At 50.9% G+C, this 25920-nt stretch carries 28 protein-coding genes; 4 read left to right on the forward strand and 24 right to left on the reverse strand.

Features of this window, described 5'->3' with window-relative positions; translation table 11 throughout:
• Positions 1-10: 10 nt before the first annotated feature.
• A complete protein-coding gene (locus tag J3999_RS09235; RefSeq protein ID WP_208127608.1) occupies positions 11-2521 on the forward strand; it encodes a heavy metal translocating P-type ATPase in 2511 nt (836 codons plus the stop codon).
• A 1-nt stretch (position 2522) separates the two neighbouring features.
• The gene (ccoS, locus tag J3999_RS09240; protein WP_208127609.1) at positions 2523-2765 is read left to right on the forward strand and encodes a cbb3-type cytochrome oxidase assembly protein CcoS; all 243 of its coding nucleotides are present in this window, start codon (positions 2523-2525) and stop codon (positions 2763-2765) included.
• A gap of 18 nt (positions 2766-2783) precedes the next feature.
• On the opposite strand, the gene J3999_RS09245 is transcribed toward ccoS, so the two are convergent.
• From J3999_RS09245 to J3999_RS09325, 17 genes are all read right to left on the reverse strand, one after another.
• The gene (locus J3999_RS09245) at positions 2784-3707 is read right to left on the reverse strand and encodes a patatin-like phospholipase family protein (protein WP_208127610.1); all 924 of its coding nucleotides are present in this window, start codon (positions 3705-3707) and stop codon (positions 2784-2786) included.
• Positions 3708-3764: 57 nt separating this feature from the next.
• On the reverse strand, positions 3765-4127 hold the full coding sequence (locus J3999_RS09250) for an HIT family protein (protein ID WP_208127611.1): 363 nt from the start codon (positions 4125-4127) through the stop codon (positions 3765-3767).
• Between the two features lie 70 nt (positions 4128-4197).
• Positions 4198-4851, reverse strand: a complete 654-nt coding sequence (locus tag J3999_RS09255; protein ID WP_208127612.1) for a hypothetical protein — start codon at positions 4849-4851, stop codon at positions 4198-4200.
• Positions 4851-5474 carry a hypothetical protein gene (locus J3999_RS09260; RefSeq protein ID WP_208127613.1) on the reverse strand — a complete coding sequence of 208 codons (624 nt, stop codon included), beginning with the start codon at positions 5472-5474 and terminating at the stop codon, positions 4851-4853. Before J3999_RS09260 ends, J3999_RS09255 begins: the two co-directional genes overlap by 1 nt.
• A gap of 58 nt (positions 5475-5532) precedes the next feature.
• Complete coding sequence (locus tag J3999_RS09265; protein ID WP_208127614.1) at positions 5533-5874, reverse strand: Hpt domain-containing protein; 342 nt, start codon at positions 5872-5874, stop codon at positions 5533-5535.
• Positions 5875-5904: 30 nt separating this feature from the next.
• Positions 5905-7965: an EAL domain-containing protein gene (locus J3999_RS09270; protein WP_208127615.1), complete on the reverse strand. Its 2061-nt coding sequence runs from the start codon at positions 7963-7965 to the stop codon at positions 5905-5907.
• A gap of 257 nt (positions 7966-8222) precedes the next feature.
• A complete protein-coding gene (gene dtd, locus J3999_RS09275) occupies positions 8223-8660 on the reverse strand; it encodes a D-aminoacyl-tRNA deacylase (RefSeq protein WP_208127616.1) in 438 nt (145 codons plus the stop codon).
• Positions 8657-9619 (reverse strand): prolyl aminopeptidase, encoded by a 963-nt coding sequence (pip, locus tag J3999_RS09280; RefSeq protein WP_208127617.1) that lies wholly within the window; start codon positions 9617-9619, stop codon positions 8657-8659. Before pip ends, dtd begins: the two co-directional genes overlap by 4 nt.
• A gap of 138 nt (positions 9620-9757) precedes the next feature.
• Positions 9758-11581 (reverse strand): translational GTPase TypA, encoded by a 1824-nt coding sequence (typA, locus tag J3999_RS09285; RefSeq protein WP_208127618.1) that lies wholly within the window; start codon positions 11579-11581, stop codon positions 9758-9760.
• 243 nt (positions 11582-11824) lie between these two features.
• Positions 11825-12340: a YeeE/YedE thiosulfate transporter family protein gene (locus J3999_RS09290; protein ID WP_243755414.1), complete on the reverse strand. Its 516-nt coding sequence runs from the start codon at positions 12338-12340 to the stop codon at positions 11825-11827.
• 42 nt (positions 12341-12382) lie between these two features.
• Positions 12383-12871 carry a YeeE/YedE family protein gene (locus tag J3999_RS09295; protein ID WP_208127619.1) on the reverse strand — a complete coding sequence of 163 codons (489 nt, stop codon included), beginning with the start codon at positions 12869-12871 and terminating at the stop codon, positions 12383-12385.
• A gap of 220 nt (positions 12872-13091) precedes the next feature.
• Positions 13092-13601, reverse strand: coding sequence for a hypothetical protein (locus tag J3999_RS09300; RefSeq protein WP_208127620.1), 510 nt, complete (start codon positions 13599-13601; stop codon positions 13092-13094).
• Positions 13602-13622: 21 nt separating this feature from the next.
• Positions 13623-15767 carry a bifunctional diguanylate cyclase/phosphodiesterase gene (locus J3999_RS09305; RefSeq protein ID WP_208127621.1) on the reverse strand — a complete coding sequence of 715 codons (2145 nt, stop codon included), beginning with the start codon at positions 15765-15767 and terminating at the stop codon, positions 13623-13625.
• 17 nt (positions 15768-15784) lie between these two features.
• Positions 15785-16438, reverse strand: a complete 654-nt coding sequence (locus J3999_RS09310; protein ID WP_208127622.1) for a histidine phosphatase family protein — start codon at positions 16436-16438, stop codon at positions 15785-15787.
• A 140-nt stretch (positions 16439-16578) separates the two neighbouring features.
• Positions 16579-17688, reverse strand: coding sequence for a hypothetical protein (locus J3999_RS09315; protein WP_208127623.1), 1110 nt, complete (start codon positions 17686-17688; stop codon positions 16579-16581).
• 32 nt (positions 17689-17720) lie between these two features.
• Entirely contained in the window at positions 17721-18251 is a 531-nt protein-coding gene (locus J3999_RS09320) for a TIGR00645 family protein (RefSeq protein ID WP_208127624.1), read from the reverse strand.
• 87 nt (positions 18252-18338) lie between these two features.
• Positions 18339-18563: a DUF2798 domain-containing protein gene (locus tag J3999_RS09325; protein WP_208127625.1), complete on the reverse strand. Its 225-nt coding sequence runs from the start codon at positions 18561-18563 to the stop codon at positions 18339-18341.
• A 190-nt stretch (positions 18564-18753) separates the two neighbouring features.
• Between J3999_RS09325 and J3999_RS09330 the strand changes: the two genes are divergently transcribed.
• The gene (locus tag J3999_RS09330) at positions 18754-19140 is read left to right on the forward strand and encodes a PaaI family thioesterase (protein WP_208127626.1); all 387 of its coding nucleotides are present in this window, start codon (positions 18754-18756) and stop codon (positions 19138-19140) included.
• Between the two features lie 33 nt (positions 19141-19173).
• Here J3999_RS09330 and hemG read toward each other — a convergent pair whose 3' ends face one another.
• The 5 genes from hemG to J3999_RS09355 form a co-directional block, all read right to left on the reverse strand.
• Positions 19174-19710: a menaquinone-dependent protoporphyrinogen IX dehydrogenase gene (hemG, locus tag J3999_RS09335; RefSeq protein WP_208127627.1), complete on the reverse strand. Its 537-nt coding sequence runs from the start codon at positions 19708-19710 to the stop codon at positions 19174-19176.
• A gap of 54 nt (positions 19711-19764) precedes the next feature.
• The gene (locus J3999_RS09340) at positions 19765-20061 is read right to left on the reverse strand and encodes a hypothetical protein (protein ID WP_208127628.1); all 297 of its coding nucleotides are present in this window, start codon (positions 20059-20061) and stop codon (positions 19765-19767) included.
• A gap of 131 nt (positions 20062-20192) precedes the next feature.
• Positions 20193-20711 carry a bifunctional 2-polyprenyl-6-hydroxyphenol methylase/3-demethylubiquinol 3-O-methyltransferase UbiG gene (locus J3999_RS09345; RefSeq protein WP_208127629.1) on the reverse strand — a complete coding sequence of 173 codons (519 nt, stop codon included), beginning with the start codon at positions 20709-20711 and terminating at the stop codon, positions 20193-20195.
• 67 nt (positions 20712-20778) lie between these two features.
• On the reverse strand, positions 20779-20943 hold the full coding sequence (locus tag J3999_RS09350; RefSeq protein WP_208127630.1) for a hypothetical protein: 165 nt from the start codon (positions 20941-20943) through the stop codon (positions 20779-20781).
• 110 nt (positions 20944-21053) lie between these two features.
• Positions 21054-22388, reverse strand: a complete 1335-nt coding sequence (locus tag J3999_RS09355) for a ferric reductase-like transmembrane domain-containing protein (RefSeq protein ID WP_243755415.1) — start codon at positions 22386-22388, stop codon at positions 21054-21056.
• A 295-nt stretch (positions 22389-22683) separates the two neighbouring features.
• Here J3999_RS09355 and J3999_RS09360 point away from each other — a divergent pair, with 295 nt between their 5' ends.
• On the forward strand, positions 22684-23223 hold the full coding sequence (locus tag J3999_RS09360) for a YaeQ family protein (protein ID WP_208127631.1): 540 nt from the start codon (positions 22684-22686) through the stop codon (positions 23221-23223).
• A 37-nt stretch (positions 23224-23260) separates the two neighbouring features.
• Here J3999_RS09360 and J3999_RS09365 read toward each other — a convergent pair whose 3' ends face one another.
• Positions 23261-23626: a response regulator gene (locus J3999_RS09365; protein ID WP_208127632.1), complete on the reverse strand. Its 366-nt coding sequence runs from the start codon at positions 23624-23626 to the stop codon at positions 23261-23263.
• Between the two features lies 1 nt (position 23627).
• Positions 23628-25814, reverse strand: a complete 2187-nt coding sequence (locus tag J3999_RS09370; protein WP_208127633.1) for a methyl-accepting chemotaxis protein — start codon at positions 25812-25814, stop codon at positions 23628-23630.
• Positions 25815-25920: the final 106 nt, after the last annotated feature.

A 25920-nucleotide genomic window follows, 5' to 3' on the forward strand; every position in this document is an offset into this window, starting at 1 on the left:
GTAAGTATCTATGGCGCAAAGCTGCTTTCACTGCGGACAGGCGATTCCGGAAGGTGACCTGATTCTCAAACCGATCGAAAACGAAGAGCGGGAATTCTGCTGTCACGGATGTGCTTCGGTGTGCGAAGTGATTTACGAATCCGGTATGCAGAGTTTTTACCAACGCACTCCGGACGGTGAGCTTTTGTCCCCGCCGCCGGCGCCTAACAAAGATATCGACTTCTACGATTACGACGAAGTACAGGAACAGTATGTCGATAATCTTGGCGAGCGTCGGGAAATCACCCTGATGTCCGAAGCAATTCATTGCGCCGCCTGCGTCTGGCTGATTGAGCATACTCTGGCCAATGTGGACGGGATTATGATGGCCCGCGTCAACTTTACCAACAAGCAGATTAAGCTGCGTTGGGACAACTCTCAGATCAAACTTTCCGACATTATCAAAAAGCTGAACAGTATTGGCTATGACGCCACGCCTTATGACGCTTCGGCCAGCGAAGCGGCTTACCGTAAAGCTAACCGCGATCTTCTGTACCGTCTGGGGTTTGCCGGTTTTGCCATGATGAATGTGATGTGGTTCTCGGTCGCGCTTTATACCGGCGCCAGCGAAGATCTGGAATACCGTAATTATTTCCATTGGCTCGAACTGGTGATTGCGACTGTAACTCTAGCCTATTCCGGTCAGCCGTTCTTCAAAGGCGCTTATACCGCTCTTAAAGGACGCACGGTCGGAATGGACGTCTCCATCAGCCTTGGGATGATGACCACCTATCTGTACTCCTGCTGGGTGACCATGCATCCGGAAAATGTCGGCGAAGTCTATTTCGATACGTTGATTGATTTTATGTTCCTGCTGCTGATCGGCCGCTATCTTGAGGCGATTTCGAAAAACAAAGCGGTCGACGCTTCAAGGCGTTTAATGGAACTGCAGCCGAAAGTGGCCCGCAAGGTCGATGCCGGAGAAGAGCAGATCGTCCCGGTGCGTACTTTGACGCGTGGTATGCAGATACTGGTCAAGCCGGGAGAGCAGTTTCCGGCCGACGGTCTGGTGGTTAGCGGCGAAAGTCTGGTCAATGAGTCTATGCTCAGTGGCGAATCGCGCGAAATCAGCAAGCGACAAGGCAGTAAAGTGGCGGCGGGGACGCTGAATATTGATGGCACCTTAACGGTGGAAGTGGAGTCGATATTACAGAATACCCAGCTTGGACGAATCGTGCATATGGTTGAAGAAGCGCAAGGTTCCAAAGCTCCAATTCAATGCACTGCGGACAAGATAATGCCGTGGTTCGTCACGGTTACTTTGAGTCTGGCGGTGTTCAGTTTTGTCTATTGGCTGTTCAACGCCGATATCGAGTTTGCGATCATGACCGCGACGGCGGTACTGATTATTACCTGTCCATGCGCCTTCGGGCTGGCGACACCTATGGCGATTGCGGTCGCTTCAGGCGTCTCAGCACGACACGGCATTCTGATTAAAAACGGAACCGTGCTTGAGACTTTACGAGACATGGATCATTTTGTGTTCGACAAAACCGGAACTCTGACCAAAGGCAAGATGAAGCTGACCGCCACCGAGTGGCTCGATGATTCGATTAAGCAAAAATCGGTCTATGATGCTGTTGCGGCAATTGAGAACCGCTCCGAACACAGTCTTGGTAAGGCGCTGTTTGAGTCGATCTGCGTGCAACAGAATCTGCTCGCCCGGGAATTGCCGCAGGTGGACGAATTTAAGACGATTTCTGGAAAAGGGGTCTATGGCTGCATCGACGGCGTTAAATGGCATATGGGGACGGCCAGATGGCTTGAAGAGCTGTCAATTGAACTGCCGTTAACCTTGCTGGATAGAACCAGAAAGCATGCCGAGATGGCACAGACGGCTGTGTGGATTGCGTGTAACGATGCAGTGCAGGCGGTATTCTATCTTGAAGATGAAATTCGCGAAGATGCCGCTGAGCTGATTCAGTTACTGAAAGCGCGTGGTAAGGAAGTGACTCTGCTGAGCGGAGATTTGACCGTGGTTGCCGAACGTGTTGCTGCGCAGCTAGGAGGCCTGAATGTAATTGCCGAAGTTTTGCCCGAAGATAAAAATGCGCAGATTCAAAAACTGCAACGGCAGGGACAGAGGGTCGCAATGGTCGGGGACGGCATTAATGATGCGCCGGCACTGGTCCGCGCCGACGTCGGGATTGCTCTCGGCTCCGGTACCGATGTATCGATGGAAAGCGCCGATATCGTGTTGATGAACAATCATTTGCTGGCCGTCGAAACCGCGGTTGCGCTTTCCGATCGCACGCTGAAAACCATTAAACAGAACATTGCCAGTTCCATCACCTATAACCTGATTATGGTGCCTTTGGCAATGAGTGGAGCCTTAACCCCGCTGATTGCGGCAATTACGATGCCTTTGAGCAGTTTGGTGGTCATCGGTAACGCAGCCAGAATCCGCAGCTTTTTCGGTGACAAAGCGATGCGTCAGAGACAGAAAACGGCCACAAAAAAGGTCGAAGTGATAGGAGCTTAAAGTGGATGTAATTTACGGCTTAATTCCGATGATGCTGTTCTTCGGTTTTCTGGTTGTGGTGGTCTTTATCTGGATGGCAAAAAAAGGCTATTTTGACGATATGGACGGTCAGGCGAACCGTATCCTGATGGATGACGACGACTTTCAACCGTCTGCTAAGCAGGAACAGGATAATAAGGGTGAGGCTTCTTCAGAGCAGGGCTCAGAAGTGGAACAGACTAAGGATACGGCTGCAGACAAGTAAGTCCCGTTCCCTTAGTGCCTAAATAAAGTCGATCTGTTCCTTGATCGCCTTTTCAGCCCAGTATTTCCCGGCAGGTATCAGTTCTTTGCCTCGATGAAAGTCGTGCGACTCGCAGATGTTTACCGGGATTTCGATCAGGATGTCCGGTGGGGTACCGGCAATTTGATAGCGTGTCAGGGTATCCTGCATGGTATTGAACATCCCCATCATAATATCGGTCAACGACAGGTCCGTCGGATCTCTTTTGTCATTAGTCGTTTCCTTCTCCAGATGAAACAGTTCCTGCAGATTTTGCAGAAACTGGCTGATAGCGGAATTCGACGGGGGCTCTTGTTTTTCTTCTTTATCCGGTTTCGGCGCTTTACCGAAAGGTTCCTTAATGGCACGCCCTGACAGACTGACGGCAACGGTAATCTGATTGTTTTCCACGGATTGTGGCGGTATCGGCAGAGGATTGAGAATACCGCCGTCCACCAGCACCATATTATTCTTGATCAACGGTGTGAAAACGCCAGGAACCGAGATGGACGCGCGAATAGCGTCAACCAGATCGCCGCGGTTGATCCACACCTCTTTCTGGCCGAGGATGTCGGTCGAAACGGCACTGAATGGGATCGGCATCGACTCGATTTTCAGCTCGCCGACCCAGTCACGCAACTTTTCCATAATTTTGTCGCCCTTAACAAAGCCCTTGCGGCTCTCCAGAGTCAGATCGAGAAAACGCAGTACATCCAGGCGGTTGATGCGGGTCACCCATTTTTCATATTCGTCCAGCTTACCGGCCGCATAGATTCCGCCGATCAAGGCGCCCATTGAACAACCGGTAATCTGGGTGATATTAAATCCCTGATCCTGCAGGTAGTGGATGACGCCGATATGGGCTAGTCCTCTGGCTCCGCCAGAACCGAGAATTAAATGAATGTCTTTGTTGTTGGTGTGCATGCATTTTCCTTTCTGGGAGGCTTTTAAGCACCTTTAAGGCCGAATCAGCCGGCAGGCTTAGTATTTTCTTTTGTCTGGGATCACGCCGCGCACACCGCCTTTAGGGTCGTCTGTATCCCCTTTATAGCGCGGGATAAGATGAATATGGGCGTGCGGAACGCTTTGCCCGGCGACTTCGCCGCAGTTGACACCGATATTGAAGCCGTCCGGCTGGTAGCGCTCAAGCAGGAAGGTTTTGGCCTGTTCAACCAGTTCCATGGCATCAATCTGCTCACTGCGCGTCATGTCGAACCAGGTTTCGGCATGACGTTTGGGCATAATCAGAGTATGGCCTTCGGTTACCGGATAGATATCGAATCGGGCATAGCAGCTGGCGTTTTGCAGATAGCCGTCAATTTGGCAGAAAGGGCAGGTCTCCATAGTTTCATCCTATTAATAAGTTACTTGCTATGGAGGCGATTGTAGGGGATGTCGAAGAGGGTTGGAAGCTCTAGCGGGCGGCGGTGTCCGTATATTGCAAAGCTTCAGGGCCTTCCGGATCGAGAATCATCTCCAAACCGTGTTTGTCGAAGAAAAGATGTTCCAGTCCGTCCGACTGGATTTCGCGACGATCTGGGTCACCGAAGCGCATCTGGATCGCTCTTTCGGTCAGGTTTTTACGCGGCAGCAAAGTGATGCTGGAAACCGGCAACGTCATGAATTTCAATTTGTCGGCGTTATACAGTTCAACTTCACGCCCGCCGGAACTGCTCATGATGATTTTTTTGCCGTTATCGAAAGCCTGTTGCATGACTTCTTTGGGCGCATCGATTTTGAGGGCTAGCGCAGCTTTGATTGAACCGATATAGATGACCGGAAAATAGGCTTCGACCGATTTACTGCTTTCGTCGATTTCGGAAAACAGTTTGATTTCGACATCTTTGCCATAGAGTGCGATGGCATCGTTAATATTCGATTCTCCGACGATAAGCCCAAGCGTATGCAGTTGTCCCTGAGAATCGAAGTGTGCATTCCACGGCAGGCGTTGATCGTCGATGGCTTCCCGTTCCGGCTGGAGTAACAGCATTAACGCGAAAATAATGATCGAAGCCCCGAAGACCAGCCAGAACATCGGTAGAGGACGTTTCTGTTTCATGTCGCTCATCACTGTTTCTCTTCGGCGTTGTTTTCGTTCATCTGCTTGGCGCCCAGATGATGGATTTCATCCGATCCTTCGCCCAGCTCTTCATTGGCATTCTCGCCGCGTGGTGCAAACTTCTCGATCTTCGGATCAATAATGCCCTTGCCGGCGTCATACACGGAGATACCCGTCTGCAGGAAGTTATACAACACGGTAAAGAAGACCACGATAGCACCGAAGAACAGACTGATCTTTTCGACGATCGAGGTTGAGCTGCCTTCTGCCGAGAAATCGTTCATCATCAGACCGCCACCGACAAGCTTGCCGAGCACAACGCCGATTCCGATAACCAGCGTGGCGACGGCATAAGAGATCAGCAGGTTGCGACCGCGACGCCAGGCCAGAGTCCAGTTGGCGGCGACAAACCAGCTGTCGCCCTGTGCGAGCGCTTGTTGGCTGCGTTTAAACAAGTAAAAAATCACCAGTCCGGAAATAATCGGCACCAGCAGAAACGGAAGCGGACTGCCGCCGCCGATCTCCAGAGCCACCTGCGAGATTGCCAGGTGAGTAATAATCACGTTGATATTAAAGATGTGATGCGGAATCTTTGCGGAATGTTTTTCTTGATCGGTTACTTGATAGTGCATGCTTCACTTCTCATATTGCAGTTCGAAAATTGTAGAGAGGTATTGTGCCGCAAATGACTTAAAAACTCTGCAAAAATTGCTTCAAATGCCGGAATACGTTTTGCATCTCCGTCTCAATCTGCTGATACATCCGATTGAAATCATCCGTGACGACACCTTCCTTGGCCTTGGTTTCGAGTTCGGCACACAGCCCCGGCAGCTTGGTCGCGCCGATATTGGCCGAACTGCCTTTGAGCGTATGGCTGTGCAGCTGCACGCCGGCGGCGTCCTTGATTTCAATCGACAGTTTAACCTGCCCGAGAATTTCCGGGCTGGTGGTCAGAAAGGCGTCGATAATCTCTTTGAGGTCATCGCCGATAACCTCTTTTAACATGTGTAAATTCGCTTCATCTACAGACATAACGTTTCCCCTAAAACGAATAAGTAACGGCTAGTGGTGCGATTGCAGCCATTTGAAAAAATCGTCGGCCGGCATCGGCTTTCCGAATTTGAATCCCTGAAATATGTGGCAACCCTTGGAGCGGAGTTGCGTGACTTGCTCGTCGTTTTCTATGCCTTCCGCAATCACTTCCAGGTCCAGTGCATGCCCCATGGCGATAATGGCTTTGGCAATTGCCCGGCCCGCGTTGCTATCCAGGTTCATGACGAACGAGCGATCGATTTTGATGGTGTCGATCGGGAAGCTCTGCAGGTAGGCCAGCGACGAGTAGCCGGTACCGAAGTCGTCGATTGAGATCGAGACGCCCATCGCTTTGAGCCCGTTGAGCTGGTGTTTAGTGTGATTGGCATCATTCATCGCCAGACTTTCGGTGATTTCCAGGTCGATTAAATGGCTCGGCAGTTTTGTCTCGCTGAGAATACTTTGCATCGTACGCATCAGATCGTTATGTGTAAACTGCCGGCTGGAAAGATTGATCCCGACGCGCAACGGATAGCCCTGCTGATACCATTCGCAAGTCTGCATAATGGCCTGACGCATGACATAATCGCCAATCTCGTTGATCAGACCGATGGTTTCCGCCAGAGGGACAAAAACCGCCGGCGAGATTAACCCCATTTTCGGGTGATGCCAACGAACCAGAGCTTCGGAGCCGCAGGGTTTCAGGGTCTGGGCGTCAACCTGCGGTTGGTAATAGACTTCGATTTCGCGGTTCTTCAGCGCATTACGCAAATCGTTTTCCAGTTGAATCGACTCTTTGACCGATTCGTTCATGTGGTTCTGATAGAAGAGATACTGGTTTCCGCCCAGATTTTTGGCATTCGCACGGGCGATGTTGGCGTTGTTCAGCAACTCTTCCGCACTTTGCCCGTCGTCCGGATAGGAGGCGATTCCGGTACTGAAGCTTAAGAAGACTTCCTGAGTGTCGATGACAAACGGGCTATTAAGATTCTTCTCCAGACGATTGATCAGATGATTGAGTTCATTGAGGCTGTGCAGATTAGAAATCAGGATGCAGAACTCGTCATTGCCGAGGCGTGCGACATAGTCCTCTTCGCGGATAATGCGTTTGAGACGCTGCGCCAGAGAAATGAGTAGCTGGTCACCGTACTCTTGACCAAGATGACCGTTTAAGTGTTTGAAACGGTCGATATCGAAAAGTATGACGGCGCATTTTTTTTGCCCGCTCTCGTCAAGATAGCATTTCAGTGTCCGGGTCGCGTGATGTCGATTGGGCAGCCCGGTCAAACTGTCGTGGTTATTCTGATATTCGATCTGGGTTTCGGCGCGGTGCAGGCGACTGATATCCTGAGCGGAACCATTGATTCTGATCAGATGCCCGTCGGCGGAAAACTCGCCTTGGCCGAGGAACTCGACATGCCGGATCGATCCGTCGTGCGAGATAATCCGGAAACTGACCTGAATGGCACTGTGTCCAAGCGTCAAATCGCTTAAGGCCTGATTGATCAGTGACTTATCCTGCGGTTTAACATGGCCGAGAAACTGCTCCAGAGTAATTTTTCCTTTGGCCGGAACGTCAAACAGCGCGAAGGCAGAGTCTGAACCGGTTACCCGATCCTGAAGCGCATCCCATTCCCAATAGCCGAGTTTGGCCAGTTTCTGGGCGAAATTAAGTTGAGCTTGCTGATTGCGCAGTTTCGCTTCGATGGTTGCCGTTCGCAGAGCGTATTTGACTCGCTGGACAAATATCCCCCAGTTGATCGGTTTGGTGATGAAGTCCGTTGCACCGGCATCGAACGCGCCGTCAATTGATTCGATATCGTCCAAAGACGTCAGCATCAAGATCGGAATGGCCCGCTCCTGCTCATATTCACGGATAGCACGCGTAGCGGCAAAACCATCCAAGCGCGGCATCATGACATCCATCAGAACCAGATCCGGGTGGTGTTCCATGTAGGCGCTTAAACCTTCACGGCCATTTTTCGTTTCGATAATGCGGTAGCCGGAACGGGAAAGAACCTTGGAAAGGGTCATTCTCGTGACTTGATCATCTTCGACGATCAGAATCGTAGCAAGCGACGCTTCAGACATTAAAATTACCTGAGTCCATGCCTTGCGGGCAGAGTGGGAATCTGTACGGAAAGCTTCGGCCAACTTGCTGTTCGTACGCCGGAGATACCGTATCTAGTGCTTGATTTCAGTGTATAGTCTGGGCTTTTAAATGCAAGCGTTCGCAAGGCTTCTCAGTCACTATTTAAATGCCCGGGTGATTCAGGTCATCTTTTTAGAATTCTTTAATCCGATTTTTCCCGGCAGACCTTTCTCGTTGCCACTCTCGGTGGCGGTGATTAAACCTGTAACCAGAAAGTGACCGGGCCGTCGTTGCATAGAGAAACTTGCATATCCGCGCCGAATTCGCCGGTTTGCACCGGATTGTATTTCTGTCGAGCTTTAGCGACAAATTCGTCAAACCACAAGGTGGCCTGTGCCGGAGGTGCGCTGCTGGAAAAGCTCGGTCGCAGACCGCTTCGGGTATCGGCGGCCAGCGTGAACTGAGGAACCAGTAACAGACCGCCTCCGACCTGTTGAACGTTCAGGTTCATTTTGTCGTTTTCATCGGCAAACAGACGATAGTGCAGCAGTTTGTGCAGCATTTTATTAATTTTTTCGCTGTTGTCGTCCGGTTCGAACCCGGTCAATACCACCAGTCCCGAATCGATAGCACCGATCTCATCGCCGCCAACTTCGACCCGACCGTAGGTGACACGCTGAATCAGGCAGATCATGAAGCCTCCAGCTGTTCGGCAAAAGCGTCTGTTGCCTTGACCAGACTGAGGCTTATTTCCTCTTCCATGGCACTGTGTCCGGAGTGGCTGCAGATAATTAAATCGGCGTCGGGAAGCTGTTCGGCAAGCTCGAATGCCTGGTTGACCGGGCAGACCATGTCGTAGCGACCATGCACGATGGTAACCGGCAGATGGGCGATGCGTTCGGCGTGCTTGAGAATCTGGTTGTCTTCGATAAAGGCTTGATGACGGAAATAGTGGCATTCGATACGGGCCATTGCCAGTGCATGGAAAGGGTCGCCAAAGTGGTTGACGACATCGGGATCGGTTTGCAGGTTGCTGGTTCGCCCTTCCCAGACCGACCAGGCTTCGGCGGCGCGCATTCGGGCAATCTCGTTTTCGCTGGTCAACAGTTCGTAATAGGATTCGATCATATTGTCGCGTTTCTCTTTATCTATCGGGGCGATAAAGTCTTTCCAGTATTCCGGATAGAAACGATCGGCGCCCTGCTGATAGAACCAGTTGACGTCTTCATCGCGGCACAGAAAAATTCCGCGCAGAATCAGGCCGAGAGTACGCTCCGGATAACTCTGAGCATACAGCAGCGATAAGGTCGAGCCCCATGAGCCGCCGAATAAAAGCCACTGGTCGATTTTGAGATGACGGCGGATTTTTTCGATATCCTCGATCAGGTGCGCGGTGGTGTTGTTGGTCAGACAGGCGTGAGGGCGGGACTGCCCGCAACCGCGCTGGTCGAACAGTACGATGCGATAGGCGTTCGGATCGAAGAATTGTCGGTGAACAGGACTGTAGCCTCCACCAGGACCGCCGTGAACGAAGAGAACCGGAATGCCTTCAGGATTGCCGCACTCCTCGATATGCAGGGAATGCGTGCTGTCGACCTGCAGACTGTGTTGCACATAAGGTTCTATCGGGGGGTAGAGGTGGCTGTAGTTCACGGTATCTTCTCCTTGTTAGGCTTTTTAGTTTACCCAAAAGAATAAGCCAAGGAGAAGAGTTGCAGGCAATAAAAAACCGCACCGGGAAAGTTCCCGGCGCGGTTTTCACAAAAGATCTGGATTAAGCTTTTGGCTTAATTAGTCTTTAGAGGCACGCGAAGCGCGCTTACGCTCGTTTTCGGTTAGGAATTTCTTGCGAATACGAATGCTTTCCGGAGTAACTTCCACTAGCTCGTCGTCATCGATGAATTCCAACGCTTGTTCAAGAGAGAAGCGAATAGGCGGAACCAAGGTTAGCGCTTCATCCGTACCAGAAGCACGAACGTTGGTCAGCTGCTTACCTTTCAGTGCGTTAACTGTCAGGTCGTTCGCACGGCTGTGCAGACCGATGATCATCCCTTCGTAAACTTCTTCACCGTGACCGATGTATAGACGACCACGATCCTGAAGGTTGTATAGTGCGTAAGAAAGCGCCTTACCTTTATCGTTCGAGATAAGCACACCGTTGTTACGCTCACCAACGTTACCGGCAAACTTCGGCCCGTAGTGTGAGAAACTTGAGAAGATCAGACCGTTCCCCTGAGTCGCTGTCATGAACTCGGTACGGAAACCGATCAGACCACGTGAAGGGATGATGAAATCAACACGTACACGACCGTGTCCGTCTGGAACCATGTCTTGCATTTCCGCTTTACGCAGACCCAGTTTTTCCATGATCGTACCTTGTGATTCTTCAGGTACGTCAACGGTTAGGTTTTCGTAAGGCTCTTGAATTTCGCCGTCTACTTCGCGGAAGATTACTTCCGGACGAGAGATCCCCATTTCGAAGCCTTCGCGACGCATGGTTTCGATAAGTACCGAAAGGTGAAGCTCACCACGACCGGAAACACGGAACTTGTTCGCATCTTCAGTGTCTTCAACACGTAGAGCTACGTTAGTTAGTAGTTCTTTGTCCAGACGCTCACGGATTTGACGAGAAGTCAGTAGCTTACCTTCCTGACCTACGAAAGGAGAATCGTTAACCTGGAAAGTCATACTGACTGTCGGTTCATCAACAGTCAAAGCCGGTAGCGCTTCAACGTTGTCCGGATCGCACAGGGTATCGGAGATATTTAGTGGATCGAAACCGGAGAAGGCGATGATGTCACCGGCATGAGCCTGTTCGACATTGATTCGCTCAAGTCCGTGGTAACCGAAGATTTCGCTGAATTTACCTTTACGGGTTCCGCCTTTAGCGTCAATGATCGTAACCTGCATCCCGACTTTAGCGGTTCCGCGTTTGATACGGCCGGTACCGATAACCCCTTTATAGGTATCGTAATCCAGAGAGATACACTGCAACTGGAAAGGACCGTCAAGGTCAACTTCCGGAGCCGGTACTTTTTCAACAATGGTTTCGAATACGGCAGTCATATCGCCGTCGCGAACGTCTTCGTCATAACCTGCGAAACCGTTCAGACCTGAAGCGTACAGTACTTCGAAGTCCATCTGTTCGTCGGTTGCGCCAAGGCGGTCGAACAGGTCGAATGTCTGATCCAGTACCCAGTCAGGACGTGCGCCCGGACGGTCGATTTTGTTGATGACAACGATTGGTTTCAGGCCTTGCTGAAGTGCTTTTTCGGTTACGAAACGGGTTTGCGGCATAGGCCCTTCAACCGAGTCAACCAAAAGCAATACCGAGTCAACCATCGACAGGATTCGCTCAACCTCACCACCGAAGTCGGCGTGGCCCGGAGTGTCCACGATGTTGATACGGTAGTCGTTCCAGTTGATCGCAGTGTTTTTGGAAAGGATCGTGATTCCGCGCTCTTTTTCCAAGTCGTTGGAGTCCATGACACGCTCGCCCATGTCTTTGCGTTCGTCCAGTGTTCCGGACTGTCTTAAAAGTTGGTCAACCAGAGTGGTTTTACCGTGGTCAACGTGGGCAATAATGGCGATATTGCGGATATTTTGCGTTGTCATCTAAAAGGTTCTCTTCACTTTGTAATGATTTAGCGCCAACCGGAATGACGGTTTGTTCGATGGGTCAGGGCTAAGAATTTGAAAAACAAGGTATTATAGGGAATTTGCCGTCAATTAGCGACTCCCATAAAAGAAACTTGGCAGTTTTTTTATTGCATCATAAGGGTTTTGAACGGAAAAACGGCGTCAAATGCCGGAAAAAAGGCCTTGTCCGGAGCAGACAAGGCGAGAAAAAGGATTGTTTTATTTAAGCGCGGCTGAGTAACTGCCGTTGTTGGCAATGAAAGATTGCAGGATTCCATACGCAAGTGTACCCAGTAACAGTCCGATCAGACTGAAAACCGCACCGATCTTGCCCTCGGCAATCATCGCCGGAATCGTGCCGGGGCAGGCTGCCGTCATGGCCCAGCCGACGCCGAACAAAAATGCACCGGCGATCAGTCCCTGTTGATAAGGTTTTTTAACAAAGTCGACTTCCGTTCCGGTGGCAATGGCATTGACGTGCAGCTTCTTCATAATGAATACGCCGATAATCGCGATAATTACCGCCGTACCGATCACTTCCATCAATTGGAAATCTTCAAACAGAAACATTTTGGCGTGAAAATCGAAAGTCGTTGCTCCGGCGCGGCTCATCAGGAAGCCGAAAAGCACGCCCATCAATAAACCGAGAATATTAATCCGGTAGGCGTGAACAAAGTTCATAAACGTCAGGCTGCCTCCCTGAAGAAGCGGCAGGTGGTGCTGTCCTCGTTTCATAACGGAATTTCCTCGCTAATTATTCGCTTAATGGCTGCCGGCTCAGGTGCCGAAGAGCAGACGGGTGGTCAGAAAGGCACTCATAAAGAAAACCGCGCCGGCCAGAAGGCTTGGCGGATTCAGCATGGCGCCGCCAACCAGGGCGTGTCCGGTGGTGCATGCGCCGGCCAGGCGGGCGCCGAAGCCAAGCAGCATTCCCCCGAATATCAGCCAGATTGCTTTGGCTGCATCCGATTGCGGCAAAATCGCTTCATACATACCCATATCAAAACTGATGTGCCAAGGTGTATCGGACGTAAGGGCGGCGATCAAACCGCCGATCGGGATCCCGATCAGAAACCACAGCTTAATGTTGCTTTTGGTTTCGTACTCGCCTTCGTGATAGTAGCGAACCTTTTTGCACAGCAGGCCGCAGACGTTGCCGTATCCGGTCGAGCAGCCGGCCGGCTTGCCGATTAACCAGAAGTGTAAAACGACAAACAAGCCGATAGCCAAACCGGCGACCCAACCGGACCATACCGTTACTTCCATTGCAGTGACCTCTAAAATCGTTACGTATTGCTTAAAGGGTAATTTTAGAGATTGTATGGAACCAGTCAAAACAGCAAATTTACTGGGCAGATAAGGGCGGTTTATTCAGTATAAGAAAAACTTGGGATTGGCGCGGGTTGCCCCGGATGAATCGGGGCCAAAAGAGCCGATTATTGTGTGTTGAAAGCTTATAACGCTGCAAGTTGCAGATCGTGCTGGTCTATTCAGGTTCCGCAACAATTAAATTTTGCCGTCTGAAGTCATCAAGACGTTGCAAAGGGATTGCGGCGGCGAAGACCGCAAAGTTTAATTGGCGCAAGTACGCGATGCGATGACGGCCCTGACGAATGCGCAAATAACCGTCGACAAGCGCGTTTTCAAAGCAGACAGCCGGCACTTTGTCTCCGGTTTGCAGCTGTCGATGCCAGCGTTCGATTTTTTGCCGATGCATTTCTATTTCTGCGGCATGGTCAGCATGTTGTTGACAGCAGTCGCGCGGAAAATCCGCAAGATCCTGCGGAACATAGTTACAACGGTCCTGTCGCCAGTAGCGATCCCAGCTTTGCAGATCGAGCAAAACGGTGCGGTATTCAATAGCGGGAAGCGTATCGCCGGATTCGGTAAAGCGGATGCAGCGATCGGAGGCGTTGTCGCAGTATTGCCAAATGCAGCGATCTGCCGGATTTTGCAGCTGTTCGCATGGGGTTATGGAGTCTGGAGAATGCGGCATGGAAAAAATCGCTTAAGCGCTCTAATTCGGCAAAGTATCAAGCCATTTTCGGTAAGGAACCGGTCTTGCGTAAAGATAGCCCTGAATGATCGGTTCGCCAAGTTGATTAAGAATCACCTCCTGTTCGGAGGTTTCGACTCCTTCGACCACCACTTCGAGATTAAAACTCTGCGCGATTTCGAAAACCGATTTGACCAGAGACTGATCTTCTTCGTTATCGGTGAGCTTCTGCACAAATGAGCGGTCGACCTTAACTTCGTCCACCGGCAGACGTTTCAGGTAGCTCAAAGAGGAGTAGCCAGTACCGAAGTCATCGATCGAGAAGCGGACGCCGCGCGTTTTCAGTTCCTGCATTTTGTCGATAATAGTATCGAAGTCGTCGAGGAAAATATTTTCGGTCAGTTCAAGGGTGACCTGTCGCGGATCTACTCCGGTGGAGGCAAAGATGGTGAGCATGTGCTCCAGGAAATTCGGGTGCGAAAAGTGCTGTCCCGAAATGTTCACTGAAATATGCAGCTGTCTGCCGATCTTCCGTTGTTGCACCAACAGTTTGCAGGCTTCGGTCAACATCCACTTGTCGACTTCGATAATTAAATTGCTCTCTTCGGCCAAAGCGATGAATATTTCCGGTGAAATCCAGCCGCGCTTGGGGTGTTGCCAGCGAATCAGCGCTTCGGCTCTCGGCAGGGGTTCATGTGGGTGAATTTGCGATTGCAGGTAGAGTTCCAGGTCGTTGTTTTCAATCGCGACTTCCAGATCCTTTTGCAGTTCAAAGGCATCGGTTATCTGTTGATAGAACTCCGAACGATAAATCACGCTCTGATTATTGCCCAAGTCTTTAGAGTTACGCAAAGCGATCATGGCGTTGCGAATCAGATCATGAGCCTGATCATGAGTCTTTCGGCCGGTCGGGAAGGAAACAATGCCCTGATTACAGGTGATCGAGACAATTTCGTTGTCGATCTTGAAGGGCGCGCTCAGCAGATTTTTCACCTTATCGGCAATCGCTTGTTGAAAATGGAGTTCCTTGCCCGTCTCAATATGCGTCGGAGCAATCAGGATGAAGAATTCGTCGGCGCTACTACGGTAGAGTTGTTTGCCGCCTTCGGACAACACACTCAAGCGCTTGGCAAACTCGACCAGAATCTTATCGCCGAAGTCGTATCCCAAAGCGTTGTTGAAAACCTGGAAACGGTTGATATCGAGTTTGACCAGAACCCCTTTCAAATGCTCTTTATAGGCATCCTTCAATTGACTGTCGAGGTCTTTCAGCAACATCTGCATGTTCGGAAGTTCGGTTAGCGTATCAAAGTAAGCCAGTTGAAAGATCTGCGCCTCTTCCTTCTGGCTCAGCTCCAGAGTGTGTTTGAATTTCAATACTGCATGCCCCAAAAGGCGCAGTTCGCCCTTGGTCTGTTTAACCATTCGGTTGACCTGATCAAGCTTCGGGATTTCCCGTTTGTAGGCGGCCAGATCGCGAAGCGAAGCCATAATGATCTGCAGGTAGTTGGACAGGCGGGAAGCGGAAACCACCGCAATCAGAAATGCGACCAGAAAACCGATCAGACCGACGTAATAGATCGAGTGTAAGGAGTTTTCGATACGCTCTTGCGTCTCTTCGAATGTTTGGTTGGTGTAATTGGATAGCTGCTTGGCGAGTTTATTGGATTTATCGACGAATTTGAAATACTCGACCTGTGCGGCATTGATATATCGGCTGGAGGTTTCCGGGTCAATGACGACAATATCGGATGCCATCAGCGAGAAGTTTTTGAAGTTGACGAAGTTTGCCTGCCACGGATCCAGAAGCGATTTATCGGTCAAGAGTTCGTTCAGGCGTGTTTTAACCCGTGCCAGCTGTTTCTCTGTGGCATCGAGCTGATCGACCATTTTAGAGTGAATCCGGTAGGCTGCGGCATGCGTCAGTTTGTCCTGATTGGTTGCCAGCAGCAGTTCGTTGAGTCGCTTGTATTGGACTCCGACACTGTCGATAAATCCGATGGTTTCACTGAACTCTTCGACCGTCTGCTTGGCAACAGTACTGTTCTCCGATTGCGCCTGAGTGAACTCATTCAGAATGTAGATGTTCAGAAACGCCACGACCGCCAGCACGATAAGTGCCGGTAACAGAAACATCAGCAGGGCCGAAAAGCGCAGGCGAACCATCTGTTTTCAGACGCCCCTTATTCGCCAAGAAGTTTCGGCCAGTCTCCGGGACGGATACTGCCAAGATATTCGAACTGGTTATCGCCTTTCGGCAGAAAGATGACCAGGGTCGCTTCTTCAGGGAAATAGCCTATCAGATCCATCATGTTAGGCGCGTGAGCGACCAGAATACGGTTTTTTCCCGGTTTGACCGGTGTCGAGATCAGGCTGCGGGTTTTGGCGATAACCGGTTTTTTCTCCTCACTGGTCATACTTCCGGTATACATCAGTCCCGGTTCCAATATGACATTCTGGAATGCGTTTTTCGCCGAGTTTTTAGCTCGGCACATCGGGCTGGCAAAGACGTCGCCGACCGGAATCTGGGCCTGGCGAACATAGTTACCGACCTGAGTCGTGACCTCAATGCCTTTCTGATTCAAAACTCGCTGGGTGTTGCAGTCGTTCAAATCCACCGCAGGTACACGATCCGGGCGACTGTTGTCCGTGTTGCCGTGACGCATATACAGAACATAACCGCCATTTTGCAGCTTTTTAAGCAGTTGAGGCGTGGCGATAATCTCATTGAAGTTATCGTTGGTTTTGGCGCTGTGCGCCTGAAGCGAATAGCTAATGGGAAACAGGATAAAAAACAGCCAGAAAAAGTGACGGAATGTTTTTGGAATGGAAGACATGGCGAGCTCGATTTGGAATCTAAGAGGATTGAATTAAAGTTAAATGACGGGGCCGTTTTCGTCAAGCTGTGCAGGTGCGAATAATTGTTTGTACTCAAGTCTTAAAGCGGCATGGAAATCGACGCGGCGGTAGGGTTGCATCATGGTGTTTTATCGTCTTTCGCCTGAGCCGAAGGGGCGACAATGGCATGCTGGCTTAGTGTTTGAAGATCTCGCCAGGCACGGCCGAAAGGCGAATCGATAAAAACCGCGGCCATACCGGCGCGCGCTTTTAACAGATCTGCGCAACGGACACTGGCCTGTACAATTTCCCGGCAATTTTGCTGTACCTGACGGAGGAGTTCTTCCGGCGGCGAAATCCCCTGTTCAAGATATGCCCAGAGGCTTTCGGCCAGTTGATAAAGGCGATCGCGGTTTGGGGCAATCAGCCGTTGTGCGTTTCCAATTCTGTTTTGAATATCGCTGTCTTCGCTTAACGGCGTTGTCGAACCGGGAATTGTCTTGTGGCTGATCAGCTCCTCAAATGCTTCGCAGGCATGTTGCGCAATTCCTACTGCAACGCTGGCAAAAGACAGACTGGCCAAGGTTTCCAGCGGGCAGCGAAAAATCGCTTCATCCGCAATCGGCGGATTCTCCAGCGAGAAAGTAAAAGCGTCCGGAACTGCGGCAGAGTGGATACTGAAATCGTTGCTGCCGGTCGCCTGCATTCCGAACACCTGCCAGGTGTCGTGAATTACAACCTGTTCCGCCGGTACGGCAATCGAAATAATCTCCTTGTCCCCGCCATCGATTTTGCAGTTGGCTGTAAACCAGGTGGCATGGTAGGCGCCGCTGGCATAGGGCCAGCGTCCGCTGACATCGAAACCGTTTGCCGTTGTTCTTGCCTGGCCGACGGGCATGCCTGATCCGGCAATCACGGCCCGCTCCGGTAGAAAAATTTCTCTTGCAGCGTCTTCTTCGAGGAAGCCGGAAAACAGCCCGCCGCCGGCACCGATCATAACCAACCAGCCGGTAGCGCCGTCTGCCGATGCGATCAGTTCAAATACGCGCAATGCGGTCGGTAGATCGCTTGTTTCGCCATTGTACTTGTCGGCGATAAACAGACGGAACAGGCGCTGCTCAAATAAGATCGTCAGCAGATCGTCCGTTAAATGCCCCTGCCGTTCCGATTCGAGCGCTGCCTGACGAACCGTCGGCAGGATGGATTTTACGCTTTGCAGCAGGGATTCGGAATTCGGGTGTTTACGCATGGGTTGTACAAGGTCCGGCTGTTTTAAAAAATTCAGTGCTCGTTATCCGCTTTGGATGCACTGTGGTTATTGTGCCCCAATCTGTCCATTAAGGCGTACATAACGCCGGAAACGACAAAGGTAACGTGCAGACCGATCATCCATGCCAGATGTTTATCGCTAAATTCTTCGACGTTCATGAACGCTTTCAGCAGCTCGATCCCCGAGATGGCGACAATCGATGCGATGACTTTGATTTTCAGATCCGAAAACCCGATATGCCCCATCCACTCCGGACGGTCCTCATGGTTTTCCAGATCCATTTTGGAAACGAAATTCTCGTAGCCGCTGAAAATAATGATGATCAGCAGGTTCATGATCAAGGCGACATCGACCAGTGTCAGTACGCCGATAATGATGTTGCCGCTGGAGGCGCTGCCGAGACTCAAAGCAAGATCCAGCAGTTCTTTGCCGAATTTGAAAAGCAGAATGATCATGGCCATCACCAGACCGAGATAAACCGGCGCCATCAGCCAGCGACTGGCAAACAGTAAGCCTTCGAAAAAAGTTTCTACCCGTTTCATACCATTCTTCTCATAAAAAAAGCTTGGGGTATTTTAGCGGATTTAATAGGGGGCTTGAGAAAATCTGAATGGCTGATAGCCCACGATTCAGGTGCGGATCAGAAGGCCGGTAATTCGTTTAACGAGCGGGGAAACCAATAAAACCGTCGGGAAAGCCACGATAAAGGCGGTCCACCAAGCGTGAAACCAGATGCCTAGAAAGTTTTCCGGAATACCTATATTGATGATGCTGACAACGGCGGACATCAGAAACGACATCAACAGGGCCATAAAAAAGCCGAAAACAATGTGCTGGTATTTGGGGTGAAACATAAATGCTCCGTGGTAATTCTGAAACGGCTGTTTAATTCAATCGGTTCTTTGTTAAAATTCACAAGAGTAGTGATCACTACACTTTTTTATTCTGGACGATTTGCACAGCGGATTCAAGCGTTTGCTTTTTTCATCCCTTGAGAGAGTGTGCAAAAACCACGAAGAGCCGTTACAAGGTATTGAGGTTAAGATGCGAAATATTAAGTTCCCTTTTCTGGAACATATCGGCGCGGAATTGACGGCGTTTGAGTCCGGCAGCGCCGAAGTCGAATTACATGTTAAACCCTATCATTTGCAGCATATGGGATTCGTTCACGGCGGGGTGATTTCCACCTTGATGGATAATACCGGCTGGTATGCGGCGGTTTCCAATCTCGACGAAGGGTTCACGGCGGTGACGATGGAAATTAAGGTCAATTATCTGAAACCGGCTTCCGGCAAGCATTTGGTGGCCAGTGCCACGGTCAAACGCAAAGGTCAGAAAGTCTCTTTTGTGACCATTGAGCTACTCGACGGCGAGCAGTTGGTGGCCTATGCGACGGGGACTTACGCGATTCTGCCGGAGAGCGGAAGCTGATCCTTAAGCATGCACCATGGGATTCCGAAGGTGTCAGTCTGTCTGCAGACGGTCGATCGCTTTTCCGAAGTGCTCGACACGATCCCAGTCGGTAAATTCGAAAGAGGCTGCGGTGTCGGTCGGGCCGTGTGTGAGTTTCATAATCAGGCGGATCATCTGCCGGTCAAGGAAGGTGTAGTTTGGGTAGTCGATTCTTCCAGCGAAAACATCCGCTTTCGCGGGCTTCCAGTCGGTCTGCTTAAAGAGTTTTTTGAAATAAGGATTGGTTTCGGGGCGGTTTTTTTCCGTTTTTCGCGCGACAACATTGACCGAGAAAAACGCGCTCGCTTTACGATTCAAAAGTTCCAGATTCTGCTCGATAAAATGCAAGACGGCGGGGCGGTATTTTCCATAGCGAATGCTCGCTCCGAGAACCAGTTTGTCGAAAGGCTCCAGATCCATTTGTATCGCCTGCTCAAGAGAGACAGTGCTTACTTGATTGTCGTCGTGTTCCAGTGTTTTCCGCAGGCGCTCGCAGATCTTTTTGGTATGGCCGTCCACAGTGGAATAAACAATAAGGATTTCTGACATAGTGCACGACTCCCTTTCCGTTAGAACGCTTTTCCCGGCGGAACGCTCCGGAGTTTATTTGGAGAATTTCTCGTTACGGTTTCGCCACAGCTTGGCGACTTCTTTATCGGTGCCGACATAGGAGACAAGCAGACAGATCAGGCCGATACCGCCGAAGAGAACGACGGGAAGCAGGCCTCCCAGTTCGTTGATCATCAGAGAGAAATACAGGGAAATGCCGGAAATTCCGAAAAACAGCACGCCCATAATTTTCAGCACGGTGCGGTGAGATGGGCTGTATTCGTATTCTCCGCCGGAATTTTCCAGCGGACGCAGAATGGGGGCGGCAAGTTTGCGCAGGATTTGTTTCATGGTAGCAAAGACTTTAAATGTTGATGTGTTTCTAGATTAGCTTTGTTGCCGGGATTAATAAAGTCTAATTTCCGCTGATTACATTTGAATCGGTACTTGCGTGCCGTCTATCGGGGCTTTTGGGGCGAGTGTTACGCCTTTTTTTCAAGCAACGCAAGCTGATTCAGAAAAAACGTGAAATAGCGGTGTTCGTATCCGTGGTCGAGAAGATCTTTGCGGGTCAGGTAATATTTGTGGTCGTCAATATGCGCTTTATTAACCATCCGCACGGCCGCCAGCGTATCCAGAACCGGTTTTCCGTAGACCGACGGGGTTGTTGCGATGACCAATTGTTTGGCAACCCGTTTAAGTTCCCGAAGACCGTTCTGCCAGTCGTCCAAATGCTCCAGAACCGCGAGACAGACCACAAGGTCAAAACTGTTGTCGGCATACGGCAGGTGGGCGTTCAGATCGCAGTAAGTACAGCTGCCGTCCACATCGCAGGTTGTGACTTCGAATCCCAGACTGCTGAGCAGCTTATGGGCGTCACCGTAACCGCCGCCGACATTCAGGCAGGTTTTGCCGCGGGTACTGTAATCCAGTCGACTGTCGATCGTATGTTTGAGTTGCCGGTAGCGTAATTTGCGCGTTGCGAAATCAAGTAAAGCCATTAGGGATGATTGTTCTCTGTTGAAGATTTGTTCAAGTCGATATTGAAAAGCGCCATTATGCCCTGAGCTATTTGCGATCCGGTTTGATTTTACGCAGTTTGTAACGGGGCGAGTGTTCATACAGATCGTCCCAACCTTCATCGGTTCGCGGGTCGTCGTCGCGCTGGTACGGCGTTTCGTCTTTAACCCACTCGTAACCGAACAGACGGAAAATAGCGTTAAGAAATGACATGAATCGATTCTCTCTATCTGGCGTCATCATACTGGAACCCGGCGCGAAAGGCATTCCGGATCGGGCAGTCCAATCGATGACGCGTCGCTTAAAGTCCTTTAAGGCGAACTTTAACGCATGGCGAACAACTCCTGATGGAAGTCCTCGCCTGGCAGACCGTGGTCGATGAAATCCCGATGCAGGTGCTCGCCGAAACCGCTCGGACCGCAGAACCAGATACTGCTCAACAGCCATTCCGGTACGGTTTCGCGAATTTGTTCAGGCGTCAGACGTCCGTCTTTCGGTGTCACGATCAGGTGTAAACGGATGTTGGCGGCTTCGGCATCGGCGCACAATTTGTCAATGACCTGTTGATCGTAATCAGCGGTGACATGAAACAGATCGATTTTCTGGTTTCCGGGATGCTTGGCTAAATGCTTCATTCTGGCGATAAAAGGCGTGATTCCGATTCCGGCGCCGATCCAGATCTGCCGAGGCTGATGGTCCTTGAAGTGAAAGCAGCCGTATGGCCCTTCAACCGTGACCGGCATGCCCACGTGCAGGCGCGAGTGCAGTTTTTCAGTCCAGTCTCCCAGCTCTTTGACGATAAAGGTCAGACAGGGTTTCTTTGGATCCCAGGCGGAAGCGATGGTATAGGGATGCGCGCCCTCCGAACGATTTGACGTGACAAATGCGAATTGTCCGGGCTCGTGGCCAGGCCAGCTCTGGTCTAACCGGATGCTTCCTTCGATTGCGTGTACGCCCGGGTAGGACGAGATCGACTGGATCGTTCCGCGAACTTGTCTGCCGCGACCGATGCGACCGAGCAGAACCAGTATGGCGGACAGGGTTCCCGCCTGCAACAGCGCGGCCATCACCCAGCCGACCGGCTGACGCCAATAGTCGAAGTCCATCAGGATGACACTGTGGAAGGCGAGTACCAGATAGACGGCAGCCAGCCATTTGTGCGTTTTTTTGAATAACTGATACGGAAACCATTTAACCAGCGCCAGAATCATCAGGGCAGCGGCAATATAAAATGCCCATTCTCCCAGGCTTTCGGCGAGTCCGCGCTGGTCGCGGAACCACTGTTCTATGACAGGCAGTTGTTCCTGACTTCCTGGACCACGCTGCGGCCGCTCCAGCCAGCCCCAGCCGACCATCCATTTGGTGCCCAGAGCCCACCACCAGTGTAGAACTGAGAAAACCAGAGCGGTAATACCCAACCACTTGTGCAGACGGTACATCTTGTCCAAACCGTTCAGACGAGCTTCAAGCCAGACCGGACGCAGTGCCAGGATCATCGCCACACTCATGACGCCGATGGCGATCACGCCGGAGTATTGCACGAATACGCCGCGAAAAGCGAAATAGTTCATCGGTTCGGGCAGAAGAGTATCTGCGAGTAGCCAGAGTCCGCTCAATGACAGGAATATCAATGCAAAAGCAATTTTAATTGGTTTCAAAGCGGAATCCTCCCAGTCGAATAAGAACAGTGTAATGACCGAATGCCCGGTTTTTCACGGTTCCGGGGCAAATGTGTCTGCTCGATAGTATGCAAGAAAAAAGTGCAAACTTTATGTAATTAAACGGAACTTTGTAAATAATATCAGGAATTTGCAGCGATGCGCCGGTTACCGGTCGGCTGTTTACGGAGCGAATCGCTGTTGGCGTCAATGCTGCAATATTCTGCCGTTGTCGGTCGCGTTTGGGTTTATGATGTGCGCCTGTTTTTAAAGCTGATATTTCAAAGGGTATTCCGTGGCGCTGAAACCGACCGTTTATAAATTCAAAATCTCGCTGTCCGATCTGAACCGTTCGCATTATGATGCCATCAGTCTGACCGTGGCCAAACACCCTTCGGAGAATGACGAGCGCATGATGACGCGTTTACTGGCGTACTGTCTGAATGCACAGGAAGGCTTGGATTTCGGTGCCGGTTTGAGCGAAGTCGATGATCCGGCGATTTCTCTGACCACTTTGGATGACCAGCTGGCATTATGGATCGATGTCGGCGAACCGGCGGTCGATAGGATCAAAAAAGCCAGTCGCAAAGCGCAGAAGGTCAGAGTCTATAGCTTCAACAGCAAATCCGATGTCTGGTGGGAGCAGGGGCAGGCACAGTTCAGCCATCTCGATGTCGATGTTTACCGCTTTAACTGGAATGAAATCCAGGCCTTTGCCGCCATGTTGGAACGCACCATGGACTTTTCTGTCACCATTAGCGGTAACTCCGCTTATATCGCGGCGGCGAAAGGGGAGTGCGAAGTGCATTGGGAAACCTTACAAGAGCAGGAATAAGGCGCGAATTCCAAAGCCGCCAAGGGCTTGCAGGATGCTATTGAGCAAGAACCTGCTGCATCATGAATTCAAAGGTGTCTTTATCGGTCGGTTTTTTTAAATAACCGCTCATTCCCGCATCAAAGCAGGCGTCCTTGGTCTCTTGAGAATCGTTGCCGCTCAGTGCAACGATGGGGGTCTGAATGTTGATTTCCCGAATTTGTCTGGCGCACTCGAAACCGTCCATTTCCGGCATGACCAAATCCATCAGGATGACGTCAAACGAAAAGAGTTTTAACGTGGCCAGAGCCTTTTGACCGCTGGATGCGGTAACGACTTCATGACCAAGTCTGGTGAGCATGTGTGCCTGAATTTGTTGGAAGATTTCGTTGTCTTCAACCAATAAAATTTTTAAAGATCGCAATTTAGGAATTTTCTTTCTTGGTTAATGAATATTTCGACGCATCCAGTATCTGGGTTTCCCCTAAATCAAAATAAGCCATTTCACTGCGCAGGGTTTCGGCCTGATGTCTTAAATTTTCTGCAGATGCGCTGGTCTCTTCGACCAGGGCAGCATTCTGTTGGGTTGCGCTGTCGATCTGACTGATCGCCTGATGAACCTGTTGCACGCCTTCCGCCTGCTCTTGAGCGGCCTGCGCGATTTGCGAAACCATATTGGCCACCTGTTCAATCGACAGGTTGATATCGTTCAGCATTTCGCCCGATTCGGAAGCCAGTGTCGAGCCTTGACTGACGCGTTCCACGGTTTCGTCAATCAGGGTTTTGATCTCTTTGGCGGCTTCGGCGGATTTCTGCGCCAAATTGCGGACTTCCGAAGCAACAACCGCAAAACCGCGTCCGTGCTCGCCGGCTCTGGCGGCTTCAACCGCGGCGTTCAAGGCCAGAAGGTTGGTCTGGAAAGCGATGCTGTCGATCAGGGTCACAATATCGGCAATCTTATGGCTGGATTCTTCAATGGCCGTCATCGCCTGAATCGTCTGCTGCATAACGCCGACACCCTGTTCGACTTTGCCCTGAACGTCGATGGAGACTCTGTTGGCTTCCTGCGCGTTGCTGCTACTGCTCTGTACTTGCGAGTTCATTTGCTCCATGGTGGCGGAAGTTTCTTCCAGAGCGGAGGCCTGCTGCTGCACTCTTCCGCTCAGAGCCAGTGATCCCTGTGCGACCTCGCGCGCGGCGGTATCCACGGAGATGGACACCTCGGAAGTCATGCCGACTACCTCTTTGATTTTATGCGAAGAGAAGTTGATGGCATTTTTCAGATCGTGAACCTGGCCTTTAAATACGCCGGCCGGCAACTCTTTGGTTAAATCGCCCTGTGCCTGAGCCGTCATGACATCGCTGATCGAACTCATCACGCCGCCAAGGGTGGTCATGGTGCTGTTGATGGTATTGCCCAGTTCTTCCAAATCGCCCGGGAAAACATCGACCCGGTAGTTGAAATCGCCTTCTTCAATGTGGCGCAGAACGCGGGTAATGTCGTTGATGTTTTTGATCTGGTTGGTTTTATCCAGCCATTCGACCACATAACCGACTTTCTGATTCTGACGGATAATCGGAACCACGGTCAGTTCCAGAATCAGGTCCGAAACGGTCAGGTTACCGCTCCACGGCTCCATCAGGGCCTGCACCATTTTGCGCTGATGCGCAGGGTCTTTGTGGAATACGTCCATATTCGAGCCGACGACCTTATCTGCTCTGAAATTAGGCAAGGCTTTTTGCAAACTCTTCTCGTTGCGTTTGAACATCTCCGCCAGCGATTGGTTGATGCTCTTAATATTAAATTCCGCATCGGCGACCATTAAATTCGTGCTGGCACTGTTCATCGCAGTGGTCAGGACGGCGGCATTTTTGGCCGAATCGTAGCTTTTCGCTTCCGATTCGGCGACCCGGGTGCGCAGCATATTGATCAGAAAGCCCAGCTCGCTTTTATCGGCCACGGCTTCCTGAAGATTGCCGTTGGCGATCTGTTCAATGCCGCTTGTTATCCCTTTGGAAAGGCTGCTGCTTTGTAAAATCGACCAAACGGTGGCAATCAAGGCAACCGCGCCCAGTCCGGCCAGACCCCAAGTCATGGAAGAAGCTTGCGCTTGCAGCGCTAAGCCGATAATTGCGATAAGCGCGACAGACAAACTGATAAATGGCACGGTGAACTGTTTTGCTTTAGGTTCCTGCTTGGTCCATGGGAAGCTGGCTTTGCCCGCTTTGATATCCGCATACAGTTTGCTGGCGTATTGTTTCTGCTGATCGGTGGCCGGGTATCTTACCGATAGATAGCCGGTGATCTTGCCGCCTTCAATAATAGGGGTCGCGTTCGCCATGACCCAGTAATAGTCGCCGTTTTTGCGTTTGTTCTTAACCAGCCCCTGCCAGGGTCTTCCGGCTTGCAACGTTTTCCAGAAATCGACAAATGCCTCTTTAGGCATATCCGGATGGCGCAGAATATTGTGCGGTTTGCCGGCGATTTCAACGTCGCTGTAACCGGACGCCTCTCTGAAACCTTCGTTGTAATCGACGATATTACCTACCAGATCCGACGTCGACAAAATGACTAAATCGTCCGCCAAAAAATATTCGTTGCCTGAGCTCATGGGATAGGGTCTCCAAAAAGGTACTTTTCTCTATATCGGCGCAAAGACAAGTTTCGTTAGCTGTCTTTGCACTAGAGTATGCATTGAGGTTATAGGAGAAAAATAG

This window comes from Thiomicrorhabdus sp. 6S3-12 (assembly GCF_017571475.1).
In the GTDB taxonomy this organism is placed as follows: Bacteria; Pseudomonadota; Gammaproteobacteria; order Thiomicrospirales; family Thiomicrospiraceae; genus Thiomicrorhabdus.

Excerpts from the sequence above, each read along its gene's own strand:
- J3999_RS09235 (WP_208127608.1), top strand. The coding sequence starts at position 11 with ATGGCGCAAAGCTGCTTTCACTGCGGACAGGCGATTCCGGAAGGTGAC.
- J3999_RS09245 (WP_208127610.1), bottom strand. The coding sequence starts at position 3,707 with ATGCACACCAACAACAAAGACATTCATTTAATTCTCGGTTCTGGCGGA.
- J3999_RS09250 (WP_208127611.1), bottom strand. The coding sequence starts at position 4,127 with ATGGAGACCTGCCCTTTCTGCCAAATTGACGGCTATCTGCAAAACGCC.
- J3999_RS09255 (WP_208127612.1), bottom strand. The coding sequence starts at position 4,851 with ATGAGCGACATGAAACAGAAACGTCCTCTACCGATGTTCTGGCTGGTC.
- J3999_RS09260 (WP_208127613.1), bottom strand. The coding sequence starts at position 5,474 with ATGCACTATCAAGTAACCGATCAAGAAAAACATTCCGCAAAGATTCCG.
- J3999_RS09265 (WP_208127614.1), bottom strand. The coding sequence starts at position 5,874 with ATGTCTGTAGATGAAGCGAATTTACACATGTTAAAAGAGGTTATCGGC.
- J3999_RS09270 (WP_208127615.1), bottom strand. The coding sequence starts at position 7,965 with ATGTCTGAAGCGTCGCTTGCTACGATTCTGATCGTCGAAGATGATCAA.
- dtd (WP_208127616.1), bottom strand. The coding sequence starts at position 8,660 with ATGATCTGCCTGATTCAGCGTGTCACCTACGGTCGGGTCGAAGTTGGC.
- typA (WP_208127618.1), bottom strand. The coding sequence starts at position 11,581 with ATGACAACGCAAAATATCCGCAATATCGCCATTATTGCCCACGTTGAC.
- J3999_RS09290 (WP_243755414.1), bottom strand. The coding sequence starts at position 12,340 with ATGAAACGAGGACAGCACCACCTGCCGCTTCTTCAGGGAGGCAGCCTG.
- J3999_RS09295 (WP_208127619.1), bottom strand. The coding sequence starts at position 12,871 with ATGGAAGTAACGGTATGGTCCGGTTGGGTCGCCGGTTTGGCTATCGGC.
- J3999_RS09300 (WP_208127620.1), bottom strand. The coding sequence starts at position 13,601 with ATGCCGCATTCTCCAGACTCCATAACCCCATGCGAACAGCTGCAAAAT.
- J3999_RS09305 (WP_208127621.1), bottom strand. The coding sequence starts at position 15,767 with ATGGTTCGCCTGCGCTTTTCGGCCCTGCTGATGTTTCTGTTACCGGCA.
- J3999_RS09310 (WP_208127622.1), bottom strand. The coding sequence starts at position 16,438 with ATGTCTTCCATTCCAAAAACATTCCGTCACTTTTTCTGGCTGTTTTTT.
- J3999_RS09315 (WP_208127623.1), bottom strand. The coding sequence starts at position 17,688 with ATGCGTAAACACCCGAATTCCGAATCCCTGCTGCAAAGCGTAAAATCC.
- J3999_RS09320 (WP_208127624.1), bottom strand. The coding sequence starts at position 18,251 with ATGAAACGGGTAGAAACTTTTTTCGAAGGCTTACTGTTTGCCAGTCGC.
- J3999_RS09325 (WP_208127625.1), bottom strand. The coding sequence starts at position 18,563 with ATGTTTCACCCCAAATACCAGCACATTGTTTTCGGCTTTTTTATGGCC.
- J3999_RS09330 (WP_208127626.1), top strand. The coding sequence starts at position 18,754 with ATGCGAAATATTAAGTTCCCTTTTCTGGAACATATCGGCGCGGAATTG.
- hemG (WP_208127627.1), bottom strand. The coding sequence starts at position 19,710 with ATGTCAGAAATCCTTATTGTTTATTCCACTGTGGACGGCCATACCAAA.
- J3999_RS09340 (WP_208127628.1), bottom strand. The coding sequence starts at position 20,061 with ATGAAACAAATCCTGCGCAAACTTGCCGCCCCCATTCTGCGTCCGCTG.
- J3999_RS09345 (WP_208127629.1), bottom strand. The coding sequence starts at position 20,711 with ATGGCTTTACTTGATTTCGCAACGCGCAAATTACGCTACCGGCAACTC.
- J3999_RS09350 (WP_208127630.1), bottom strand. The coding sequence starts at position 20,943 with ATGTCATTTCTTAACGCTATTTTCCGTCTGTTCGGTTACGAGTGGGTT.
- J3999_RS09370 (WP_208127633.1), bottom strand. The coding sequence starts at position 25,814 with ATGAGCTCAGGCAACGAATATTTTTTGGCGGACGATTTAGTCATTTTG.